At 50.7% G+C, this 13,738-nt stretch carries 1 protein-coding gene (running past one end of the window); it reads left to right on the forward strand.

What is annotated here, in order from left to right:
• Window positions 1-13,445 carry the end of a non-ribosomal peptide synthase/polyketide synthase gene (locus EAE92_RS12610; RefSeq protein ID WP_214068332.1) on the forward strand. Its footprint begins 35,689 nt before the window's first position, so 13,445 of the gene's 49,134 nt are visible here — the last part of the coding sequence; the start codon falls outside the window, past its left edge; its stop codon occupies window positions 13,443-13,445.
• Window positions 13,446-13,738 lie beyond the last annotated feature (293 nt).

Consider the following 13,738-nt stretch of genomic DNA (forward strand, 5'->3'; position numbering starts at 1 on the left):
CTGTTTTTGTTGCTGTTGACGGCCAGCCGCAGGTGGAATTGTTGCCGGCGGCATTAGGGCTGCCGATGAAGAAATATGATCTACGTGACGTACCGGATGTAGATGCCCAACTTGCCTCTCTCTCTGCTCAGGAAGCCGGGGCACAGTTTGACCTTGCTTGTGGCCCATTAATTCGTTCCAGTCTGGTACAACTGGCTGATGATGATCACGTTTTCTTACTGACTCAGCACCATATTGTTTCCGATGGTTGGTCTTTAGGGGTATTGAAATCAGAGCTAGAGACGCTTTATTCGGCTTATTTGAACCAACAGCCGGATCCATTGCCACCGTTGACGATTCAGTATCCTGATTACGCCGCCTGGCAGTGCCAATGGCTGTCGGCAGAACAGATACAGTCCCAATCTGACTATTGGCGTACCAATCTGGTTGATGCGCCGGTTCTGTTGGATTTGCCTACTGACCGGCCACGTCCATCTCAGCAGTCATTTGTCGGAAATATCTTGCCTGTCAGTCTGGATGCGGAGTTAACCCAATCCCTTAAACGCCTGAGTGAGCAACAGGGCGTCACGTTATTTATGACTCTGTTGGCGGCTTGGGCAACGGTTCTATCGCGTTTGTCAGGTCAGGAAGATCTGGTTATCGGTACGCCGAGTGCCGGTCGCAGTCGGCAAGAAGTGGAATCCTTGATCGGCTTTTTTGTGAATACGCTGGCGTTGCGGATGGATTTATCCGGTGAACCCAATGTGGCGGAATTACTGGCGCGGGTAAGACAAACCGCGTTAGCGGCACAGGAACATCAAGATCTGCCGTTTGAACAGGTGGTGGAAATCGTGCAACCGCCACGCCGACTGGCGCATACCCCATTGTTCCAAGTGATGTTTGCCTGGCAGAACAATGAGAACACGGAATGGCGGTTGCCGGGACTGGTAGTTTCACCTGTCGAGCAAGCTTTTGATGTGGTTAAGTTCGATCTTGAGCTGAACTTGTCTGAGATAGAGGGCAGGATTGTCGGTTATCTGAATTATGCCACCGCACTGTTTGACCAACCGACCATTGAACGGCATATGCAATATCTCCATACCGTACTGCGAGGGATGGTGACTAACCTTCAACAACCGGTCGGAAAAATCGATATTCTGACAGTGACAGAGCGCAGACTATTGCTCGAAACCTGGAATGTAATTGAAACAACATATTCTAATCAGTTATGTATTCATCAATTATTTGAACAACAGGTGGAGAATGCGCCTAATGAGACGGCTGTGGTGTATGAAGAACAGATCCTCAGCTATGCCGAGCTCAATGCCCGCGCCAACCGTCTGGCGCATCAACTGATAACGTTGGGGGTCACTCCGGACCAACGGGTGGCGGTTTGCGTGTCACGTTCACCGGCAATGGTGGTGGGGGTATTAGCGGTGTTGAAAGCCGGAGGCGCCTATGTGCCGCTGGACCCGGTGTATACCGGTGAGCGTTTGGCACATATCCTGACCGATGCTGCCCCCGCTATTTTGCTGGCGGATAAGATCGGGCGTGATGCGCTGGGAGAGAGTACGCTGGCAGGGCTGACGGTACTTGACCCGAATAATTTGCCAGATCAGCCGGACAGTAACCCGGAAGCGCCAGAATTGACGGCACAGCATCTGGCCTATGTGATTTACACCTCGGGTTCGACCGGTACGCCGAAAGGGGTAATGGTCGAACATCGTCATATCCTGCGTTTGTTTGACGCGACTGAATCCTGGTATCACTTTAACCGGCAAGATATTTGGTGCCTGTTCCATTCCATTGCGTTTGACTTCTCGGTGTGGGAATTATGGGGAGCGTTACGCTACGGCGCTAAACTGGTGCTGGTTCCGCACGCGATTGCCCGTTCACCCGAGGAGCTGCATCAATTCGTGTGTCAGCACGGCATCACGGTGTTGAATCAGACCCCCAGTGCCTTCAAAGCCTTTATTGCCAGTTATGTCGCCAATCCGTTACCGGACTGTTTGCGCTATGTCATCTTTGGCGGGGAAGCCCTCGATCCGAGTATTTTGAAGCCGTGGTACGCTCTGCGTGAGGAGACGTTGCCTCGGTTGGTGAATATGTACGGTATCACCGAGACCACGGTTCACGTCACTTACCGGGCGCTGGGCCGTTATGATGCAGAACAGACAACCAGTCCTATTGGTACGCGTATCCCGGACTTAACCCTTTATTTATTGGATAAGTATGGTCAGCCAGTACCGTTAGGCGCTGTAGGTGAGTTATATATTGGCGGGGCCGGCGTGGCACGGGGTTATCTCAATCGTTCTGAGCTGACGGCGGAACGTTTCTTAGCAGACCCGTTTAGTCATATTCCAGATGCCCGGATGTACCGCACTGGGGATTTGGCCCGCTATCTGCCGGACGGCAATCTGGAGTTCCTGGGCCGAAATGACCAACAGGTGAAAATCCGAGGTTTCCGCATTGAGCCGGGGGAAGTCGAAGCCCGGCTGATGGAATACCCGGCGGTGAGTGAAGCGGTTGTGATGGCGTTAGATGATGGTCAGGATAAACGGCTGGTGGCTTATGTGGTGGCCGAAATGGATGAGGAGTTAATTAATCGCCTGCGTATTCACTTAAGTACGGTTTTACCGGATTATATGGTGCCTGCTGCTTTTGTGCGTCTGGATGCCTTCCCGTTGACACCGAACGGTAAACTGGATCGCCGTGCGCTACCGGCACCGGGGGAAGATGCCTTTGCACGCCAGATGTATGCCGCGCCGAAAGGGGAGACAGAAGCCCTATTGGCCGCTATCTGGAGTGAGTTGTTAGGCATTAAACAGATCAGTCGGCATGACAGTTTCTTTGCCCTGGGCGGTCATTCATTGCTGGCGGTGCGGATGATTGAACGTCTACGTAACGCGGGGTTAACACTAGCGGTGCGTGACCTTTTCCAATTCCCGGTGTTGTCCGCATTTGCTCAAACAGTGGGACAGTCACAAGCGGTGGTAGTGCCGACGAATGTCATCACCCCGGCAACCACGGCAATCACACCTGATATGTTGCCATTGACTGATCTAACTCAGTCTGAGATTGACCATATCGTCGAACAAGTGCCGGGCGGAGTGGCTAATATTCAGGATATTTATGCCCCGTCGCCGTTACAGGACGGTATTCTGTTCCATCATTTGTTGGCGAATAAGGGGGACCCGTACCTATTGGTCAGTCAGATGTCCTTCGCTGACCGATCTCTGTTGGACAGTTATTTGGCGGCAGTGCAACAGGTGGTTAACCGCCATGACATCTTGCGTACTGCTTTTATCTGGCAAGGATTATCCGCACCGGTTCAGGTGGTTTGGCGTCAGGTGCCGCTATCAGTGACTGAATTGACGTTGGATATCGTTGATGGACCGATTTATGAACAATTGCTTCAACGTTTTGGTCCGCGTCAGCATTGCCTCGACTTAAGTCAGGCTCCCTTGCTGCGCTTTATGGTAGCGCAGGAAACGGATGGTCGCTGGATTGCATTGCAATTGCAGCATCATCTGATAGGCGATCATACCGCAATGGAAGTAATGCACCGCGAAGTTCAGGCGTATCTTACTGGGCAAGAAGACAGATTGTCTGCGCCGATCCCTTTCCGCAATCTGGTGGCTCAGGTTCGATTGGGAGTGAGTCAAACCGAGCATATCCGCTTTTTTACCGATATGTTGGCCGAGGTGGATCAACCGACGTTGCCATTCGGATTGACAGAGGTACATCGAGATGGTTCGCAGGTGACAGAGTTACACCGGATGTTGCCTGCCATATTGAATAACCGCTTGCGTAGTCAGGCCCGGCGTTTGGGCGTCAGTTTGGCGACTTTGTGCCATTTGGCTTGGGCACAGGTATTGTCGCGTACCAGCGGACAAGAGAAAGTGGTATTCGGTACCGTATTGTTTGGGCGGATGCAGGCAGGACAAGGGGCTGACAGCGGCATGGGGTTGTTTATCAATACTTTGCCGTTACGGCTGGATATGGATGATACCCCGGTGCAGGACAGTGTACGATTAGCCCATACCCAGTTAGCCGGATTGCTAGAGCATGAACACGCTTCACTGGCGCTGGCTCAACGTTGCAGTGGGGTTGCCAGTGGTACACCGTTGTTCAATGCGTTGCTTAACTACCGGCATAATGCGTTGCCAGCAGCCCCGGATGAAACTCTGAACGGTATTGAGTTTCTTGGCGCACAGGAGCGTACCAACTATCCGTTTGTTTTGTCGGTGGAAGATTTTAGTGATGCTCTGGGGCTGACGGCTCAAGTAGTACGACCATTTGAGCCGGAACGGATATGCGGCTATATGCAACAGGCGCTGGAGAGTTTGGCGGAAGCACTTGAACAGGCGCCGGAAACACCAACACGGACATTGAATATTCTGCCAGAAGTGGAACGCCGGTTGTTGCTAAGAACTTGGAATGCGACTGAAACTGTCTACTTTGAGCAGTTATGTATCCATCAATTATTTGAACAACAGGTGGAGAAAAATCCTGATGCTACGGCACTGGTGTATGAAGAACAGACGTTCAGCTATGCGGAACTGAATACCCGAGCTAACCGACTGGCCCATCAACTGATTGCGCTGGGTATTGCGCCAGACCAGCGAGTAGCGATTTGTGTTACACGTTCACTGACGATGGTCGTGGGCTTGCTGGCGGTGTTGAAAGCGGGTGGAGCCTATGTACCATTGGACCCGTCTTATCCGGGGGAACGTTTGGCACATATTTTGACTGATGCGGCACCGGCTATTGTGCTGGCGGATAATGTCGGATGTATCGCACTAGGTGAGGAGGCACTGGCAGGACTCACTGTGCTGGACCCGAATATTTTGCCTGATCAACCGGACAGTAACCCGCAAGTGACCGCACTGACTGCACAGCATTTGGCGTATGTGATTTATACCTCCGGTTCAACTGGCACGCCAAAAGGCGTGATGGTTGAGCATCGTGGGCTGGTCAATCTTGTTCAGGATAAAATCGCCCAGTTTGATATTCACTCGGGTAGCCGGATGTTGCAGTTTGCCTCATTGAGTTTTGATGCCAGTGTTTGGGAAATCATGATGGCGTTGGGGAGTGGGGCTTGTCTGGTGATTGCTGTCGATATCGTCCGTCAGGACCCGCTTCGTCTCTGGCATTATCTGGAGCAACAGGCAGTGACCCATGCCTGTCTGACCCCGGCCTTGCTCCGGGAAAGGCTCGATTTACCGGAAATGTCGATAAGACCTACGGTGATACTCGGTGGTGAGGCGCCTAGCGCAATGCTGCTTCAGGCACTGAGTCGTCGGGCGACGGTGTTTAATGCCTATGGCCCGACAGAAATCACGGTGTGTGCGACGACCTGGCGTTGTCCGCCAGACTACATGGATACGTTAGTGCCTATCGGCCATCCGACGGCTAACACCCAGATTTATCTGTTGGATGCCTACGGCCAGCCAGTGCCATTGGGGGCTGTGGGTGAATTGTATGTGGGTGGTGCGGGGGTGGCGCGTGGCTACCTTAATCGTCCTGAACTGACGGCTGAACGCTTCTTAGCTGACCCATTTAGTGAGATGCCTAATGCGCGGATGTATCGGACCGGGGATTTGGCCCGTTATCTGCCAGACGGCAATCTGGAATTCTTGGGCCGCAATGACCAACAGGTCAAAATACGTGGTTTCCGTATTGAACCGGGGGAAATTGAAGCCCGCCTGATGGAATACCCAACTGTGCAAGAGGCTGTCGTGTTGGCGCTAGGTGATGAGCAGGACAAACGGTTGGTGGCTTATGTGGTGGCAGAAGCGGATGAGGAGCTAGTTAATCGTCTGCAAACACACTTGAGCGCAATTTTACCGGATTATATGGTGCCGGTGGCTTTTGTACGTCTGAGTGCCTTCCCGCTGACCCCAAACGGTAAGCTAGATCGTCTGGCATTACCGATACCGGGGGAAGAGGCTTTTGCCCGGCAGATTTACGCTGAGCCGTTAGGAGAGATGGAAACCACATTGGCGGTTATCTGGCGTGAATTACTCGGTGTTAATCGGATTAGCCGGTATGACAACTTTTTCGCTTTAGGCGGCCATTCGCTGTTGGCAGTGCGGATGATGAACCGGATAGCGGCGTTGGGGATTGAATTACCGCTGTCTACGTTGTTTAAATTCCCGACCTTAGCCGATTTTGCTGAAGCGATGAATACTCGATTTGATGAGCAGAGCAGCAAATTACCAGCTATTATCCCGCTATCCCGTGAGGGTAAATTGCCGTTGTCATTTGCGCAACAGCGTCTGTGGTTCCTGGCTCAGTTTGAAGGAGTGAGTGAAACTTACCATATTCCGGTGGCATTGCGTTTACGTGGTCGGCTGGACATCGCTGCTTGGCAGCAAGCGCTTAATACGCTGTTTGCCCGCCACGAAGCGTTACGCTCTATCTTCGTTGCTGTTGATGGTCAGCCACAGGTGGAGTTGTTGCCGGCGGAATCAGGCTTACTGATGAAAAAATATGATCTGCGGGATACACCTGATAGGGATGCGCAGCTTGCGTTTCTGTCTACTCAGGAAGCCGAGGCGCCGTTTGATCTTGCTTGCGGCCCATTAATTCGCGCTAGTCTGGTACAACTGGCCGACGATGACCACGTTTTCTTGCTGACTCTACATCATATTGTTTTCGATGGCTGGTCTGTCAGCGTGTTGATGCGTGAATTGAACACCTTTTACACCGCTTTTCTGGCGGGGCAATCAGATCCATTGCCACCGTTAACGATTCAATATCCTGATTACGCCGCTTGGCAGCATCAGTGGCTGTCGGCTGAACGCATACAGTCCCAATCTGACTATTGGCGCACAAGGCTGGCTGATGCGCCGGTACTGTTGGATTTACCTACTGACCGGCCACGTCCGCCTCAGCAGTCGTTTGCCGGGGCTTTATTGCCCGTCAGTCTGAATACGGAGTTAACCCAATCCCTCAAACTCCTGAGTGAACAGCAGGGTGTCACGCTATTTATGACCCTGTTGGCTGCCTGGGCGACAGTTCTATCTCGTTTGTCCGGTCAGGAAGATTTGGTTATCGGTACACCAAGTGCAGGCCGCAGTCGACAGGAAGTGGAATCGTTGATCGGTTTCTTTGTGAATACGCTGGCGTTGCGGATGGATTTATCCGGTGCACCCAATGTAACGGAATTGTTGGCTCGTGTGCGGCAAACCGCGCTGGCGGCACAGGAGCATCAGGATCTGCCGTTTGAACAGGTGGTGGAAATCGTACAACCACTGCGTCAACTGGCGCATACCCCATTGTTCCAAGTGATGTTTGCTTGGCAGAGCAATGAAAACAAGGGTTGGACGTTACCCGGACTGGACGTTTCACCTGTTGGACAAACTTTTGATGGGGCTAAGTTTGATCTTGAGCTGAGTTTATCCGAGATGGATGGCAGAATTGTCGGTTATCTGAATTATGCCACTGCCCTGTTTGATCAACTCACCATTGAGCGACAGGTGGGATATCTCCATACCGTACTGAGAGAGATGGCAGCTAACCCACAACAGCCGGTCGGGAAAATTAATATCCTGACCGAGGCGGAACGCAAGCTGTTACTGGAAACCTGGAATGCAACCCAGGTGCCGTATCCTGACCAGTTATGCATTCACCGGCTGTTTGAGCAACAGGTAGAGAAAACCCCTGATGCAGTAGCACTGGTGTATGAAGAACAGATTCTCAGCTATGTGGAATTAAATGCCCGTGCCAACTGGCTGGCCCGCCAGTTAATCGAACAGGGGATACGGTCGGATGATCGAGTTGCAGTGCTGTTAGAACGCTCTATTGAGCTGGTTGTGGCTCAGTTGGCTATTCTCAAAGCCGGGGCTGTTTATGTGCCGATCGATCCCCGCATACCGGACGAACGGAAAAACTGGTTGATAAACGATTGTTCAGCCAGATTATTGCTCACTGATATCCCGGTTGATTTGACTATTCCCCAGTATTGTCTTGCTGATGAGATGGGCATTATCAGGGCGGAGGATTACCACAATCCAGACTTACCTCGTTCCAGTACCAAGCTGGCTTATATCATGTATACCTCCGGCTCGACCGGCACGCCTAAAGGGGTGATGGTGCCGCATCGTGCTGTGGTTAGGCTGGTGATTAATAATGGGTACGCGGAAATCGGGCCGGATGATCGGGTGGCGTTTGAGTCTAACCCAGTTTTTGATGCCAGCACTTTTGAGGTCTGGGCGCCGTTGTTAAATGGCGGCTCATTAGTGGTGATTGATCATGCCACCTTACTGACGCCTAAAGAATTCGTCCAAACACTACAGAGTTATCGTATTACGGTGCTGTGGTTGAGTGTCGGGCTGTTTAACCGGTTGGTGACAGCGTTGTCTCCGGTGTTGCCACAAATCAAGATTCTGATTGTTGGCGGTGATGTCCTTGATCCCCATGTGATGGCGCAGGTTCTGCGTGATAGTCCGCCTCAACAGTTATTGAATGGTTATGGACCGAGTGAGGGCACCACTTTTACCACCACCTATCGTATTACGACGTTGCCATCGGGAATGACTCGGATACCTATTGGTCGACCGATAGCCAATACGCGAGTTTATCTGCTGGATGTTTATGGACAGCCTGTGCCACAGGGAGTAACCGGTGAGATTTATATCGGTGGAGATGGCGTTGCTTGTGGCTATCTCAATCGTCCTGAACTGACCGCAGAACGTTTTCTGCCTGATCCATTTAGTGGTGAACTAGATGCTCGCATGTATCGAACCGGGGATTTGGCCCGTTACCTACCGGATGGCAATTTAGAGTTCCTGGGCCGCAATGATCAACAGGTGAAAATCCGTGGTTTTCGCATTGAGCCGGGGGAAATCGAGGCTCGGCTAATGGAACATCCGGCGGTGAGTGAAGCGGTTGTATTGATACTAGGTGACGGTCAGGACAAACGGTTGGTGGCTTATGTGGAGGCAGAAGCGGATGAAGAGTTAGTTAATCACTTGCGTACTCATCTGAATGCCATTTTGCCGGATTATATGGTGCCGGCAGCGTTTGTCCGTCTGGATTCCTTCCCGCTGACGCCAAACGGCAAGTTAGATCGTCGGGCGTTACCGGCACCGGAAGAAGAAGCGTTTGCCCGGCAGGTTTATGAAGCGCCGCAAGGGGTGACAGAAACCACATTGGCCGCTATTTGGAGCGAGTTGTTGGGTATTGAACAAGTCAGTCGGCATGACAGTTTCTTTGCGTTGGGTGGTCATTCATTGTTGGCGATACAGATGATTGAGCGTCTGCGTAGTGCGGGGTTAACGTTGGCGGTGCGTGATCTGTTCCAATCTCCGGTGCTGTCCGCATTTGCCCAAACAGTAGGACAGTCTCAAGCGGTGGTGGTACCGGCGAACGTCATCACTCCGGCGGCTACAGCACTCACGCCTGAGATGTTGCCGTTAATTGAGCTGACCCAACTTGAGATTGACCATATTGTGGAACAAGTACCGGGGGGAGTGGCTAATATTCAGGATATCTATGCCCTGTCACCGTTACAAGATGGCATCCTATTCCACCATTTATTAGCAAACAAGGGCGATCCATATCTGCTGGCCTATCCTATGAGTTTTGCTGATCGTTCGTTGCTGGATTGTTATTTGACGGCGGTGCAACAGGTGATTGATCGCCATGATATTTTGCGTACTGCCTTTGTTTGGCAAGGATTATCAGTTCCGGCTCAGGTAGTCTGGCGTAAGGCGCTGTTATCAGTGACTGAGTTGACGTTGGAGTCCGCAGATGGACCGGTTTATGAACAACTGGCTCAACGTTTTGATCCGCGTCAGCATCGTCTTGATTTAGGTCAAGCACCGCTGTTACGTGTTGTTATTGCACAAGAAACGGATGGTCGTTGGATCGTATTGCAGTTGCAGCATCATTTGATTGGTGACCATACTGCAATGGAGGTGATGAACCGCGAAGTTCAGGCGTACCTCGTCGGGCTGGGGGATAGCTTGCCTATTCCGGCTCCTTTCCGCAATCTGATAGCTGAGGCCCGGTTGGGGGTGAGTCAGGTTGAACATACTCGTTTTTTTACCGATATGTTGGCAGAGGTGGATCAACCGACGTTGCCATTCGGATTGATGGAAGTACATCGGGATGGTTCGCAGGTAGCCCAATCACACCGGATGTTGCCTGCCATGTTGAATGACCGCTTGCGTAGTCAGGCTCGGCGTCTGGGAGTCAGTTTGGCTGCATTATGCCATCTGGCTTGGGCGCAGGTATTGTCACGTACCAGCGGACAGGAGAAAGTGGTATTCGGCACCGTGCTGTTTGGGCGAATGCAGGCAGGGGAAGGGGGTGACAGCGGCATGGGACTGTTTATCAACACCTTGCCGTTACGACTGGATATGGATGATACCTCGGTGCAGGACAGTGTACGGGCAGCACATGTCCGGCTGACTGGATTACTGGAACATGAGCACGCTTCACTGGCATTGGCCCAACGTTGCAGTGGGGTACAAAATGAAATTCCACTCTTTAGTGCTTTATTGAACTACCGACATAATGCGCCAATAATCGCCACGGATGAAGTTATCAGCGGCATTGAATTTCATGGCGGGCAAGAGCGCACTAACTATCCGTTTGTTTTGTCGGTGGAGGATTTTGGTAATGCACTGGGGTTGACGACGCAAATCGTTCAACCGATTGATCCGGAGAGGGTATGCGGTTATATGCAACAGGCGCTGGAAAGTCTGGCAGCGGCGCTTGAACAGCAGCCGGAGGCTCCAGTACGGTTACTGAATATTTTGCCGGCAGCAGAAAAGCGGCTGTTGCTGGAGACCTGGAATGCGACTCAGGCGCCATATCCTGACCAGTATTGTATTCACTGGTTGTTTGAACAACAGGCAGAGAAAACCCCTGATGCGATAGCACTGATGTATGAAGAACATATTCTCAGCTATGCGGTATTAAATGCCCGTGCTAACCGGCTGGCCCGCCGGTTAATTAGGCAGGGGATACGGTCAGACGATCGCGTGGCGGTGCTGTTAGAGCGTTCTATCGAACTGGTGGTAGCTCAATTGGCAATCCTTAAAGCCGGGGCCGTTTATGTGCCTATCGACCCCCGAGTGCCGGATGAGCGGCAGCATTGGTTGATAAACGATTGTTCAGCCAAATTGTTGCTTACAGATATTCCGGTTAACTTGGATATTCCCCTGTATTGCTTTGCTGATGAGATGAGTGATATCGAAGAGGAGGATTACCTCAATCTTAACTTACCTCGGTCCAATATCGAGCTGGCTTATATCATGTATACCTCCGGCTCGACCGGTACGCCAAAAGGAGTAATGGTGCCGCATCAGGCGGTGGTTCGATTGGTTATTAATAATGGGTATGCTGAAATCGGGCCGGATGATCGGGTGGCGTTTGAAGCTAACCCGGCTTTCGATGCCAGCACCTTTGAAGTTTGGACGCCATTGCTAAATGGCGGAACTTTGGTGGTGATTGATCACGAGACTGTGTTGACGCCTAAAGAGTTTGTCCAAGCATTACAAGTTTATCGAATCACCGTGATGTGGCTGAGTGTCGGGCTGTTTAACCGGTTGGCGACAGAGTTGGCTCCGGCTCTTGCGCAACTTAAGATCCTGATTGTCGGCGGCGATGTACTGGACCCGCATGTGATTGCGCAGGTTCTGCGTGATAGCCCGCCTCAACAGTTATTGAATGGTTATGGACCAAGTGAGGGGACCGCTTTTACCACTACCTACCGCATCACGGCATTATCATCGGGGATGACCCAGATCCCCATTGGTCGACCGATAGCTAACACGCGGGTTTATTTGCTGGATGTCTATGGTCAGCCGGTACCTCTGGGGGTAGTAGGGGAGTTGTATATTGGGGGAGCAGGTGTAGCGTGTGGTTATCTCAATCGTCCTGAACTGACGGCTGAACGCTTCCTTGTTGATCCCTTTAGTGATTTACCTGATGCCCGCATGTATCGGACCGGGGATTTAGCCCGTTACCTGCCGGATGGTAATTTGGAGTTCCTTGGCCGTAACGATCAGCAAATTAAAATCCGCGGCTTCCGCATTGAGCCGGGTGAGATTGAGGCTCGATTAGTGGAATACCCAACGGTACAAGAGGCCGTGGTGTTGGTGCCAGGGGAGGGACAGAACAAACGTTTGGTCGCTTATGTTGTGGCACAGCAAGATGAGAGACTGGCTAATAGCTTGCGTACTTATCTGAGTGCCATTTTACCGGATTATATGGTGCCGTCGGCTTTTGTACGTCTGGATGATTTTCCGTTGACCCCTAACGGTAAATTGGATCGTCATGCACTACCTGCCCCAAACAATGAAGCTTTTGCCCGGCAGGTTTATGAAGCGCCGCAAGGAGAAACGGAAACCGTATTGGCGGCTATTTGGTATGAATTACTGAGCGTTGAGCAGGTCAGCCGGTATGACAATTTCTTTGCCTTGGGCGGTCACTCACTGTTGGCTATGCGGATGATAAACCTTACCGCTAATCATGGTCTTCTTTGCACATTGAATGATCTGTTTCAATTCCCTGTACTGTCTGAACTGGCAGCAAAAATGACATCAGATACGTTGTCTCAACCGCGAAACAGTGCAATATCAGTGCGATCGGGTGGAGTAGGTCTGCCGTTATTCTTTGTGCCTAGCGGGATGGGTGATTATTCCTATGTGTTCGGGTTGTCTCAGCAGCTTCATTCAGGCTACCCAATTTATGCATTGCCTTGGCCATCCATTAGTGAAGAGCGGATGTTAACAATGGAAGAACAAGCGTCAAGAATGATCAACTTTATGAAAGTGGTTCAACCGGAAGGCCCATATCGGATATGTGGTTACTCTTCCGGTGGCATATTGGCTTACGCGATTGTCCAGCAACTTCTGTATTCTGGTGAAGCGGTTAATTTCCTTGGTCTGATAGATACGCCAGTTCCTCATTATTACAGGCCGCGGATAACGCCGCCAAAATTCCAATTTTTTATCGAGTTGGCAAGACAAGCAGAAGACGGACATATTGAAGAAATTACGGCACTGTACCAACAAATTGATGAATTAGATTTGGTGCAATTTATCGAAATGGCGCAGAAATTGGCGTTATATCCGGCAAATCTGCGTGCTGATTTAATCGCAAGACGTTGGGAACAGATAGCAAATTATGCACAAATAGTTAAAAACTATGAGCCGCAAGTATCGGCGATAACACTGCATCAATTCTACGCAATGGAGCCTTCTCCACCTGTATCTGTTGTTATGGAAACTAATGCTATGGATACTAAAGTTATGGATGTTGAATCACCGCCTTTAAACAGGGATATGTCGTTAGGCTGGGCGCGGATATTGCCTGATTCTTCGCTTCGGTTAATTCCAATTTCGGGTAACCATTTTAGTATGTTGGAGAATAATGAGGATAGAGCTGTTTTAGTTCAGGCTTTAAATATGGCGTTGGCGGAGGGGGGTGACGAGGAAGTTCAGTAATGGCTTAAAAGAGACTAAACGATCCTGTATCCATATGTATGATAATCCGGCATATATAACTTATGCCGGATTTGTTCTATGTGTGTTTTGAAGAGCATGTTATCTGTTTTTACTTAAAACATATTATTTCATTATAAAATTATTTTTTATAGTTTGTGCATTTGCATAAAAATAAGTGCAAATGATTGTACCTACACTAAACATCGCCGTGACCTGAATGGTTGTTGGTGGTATATTTTCGCGATGTTTAGGTATTGAAGGCAGTCACTTTTTACATTGTGTACCAATTTTAG

Source organism: Photorhabdus hainanensis (assembly GCF_018448965.1).
GTDB classification, from domain to species: domain Bacteria; phylum Pseudomonadota; class Gammaproteobacteria; order Enterobacterales; family Enterobacteriaceae; genus Photorhabdus; species Photorhabdus akhurstii.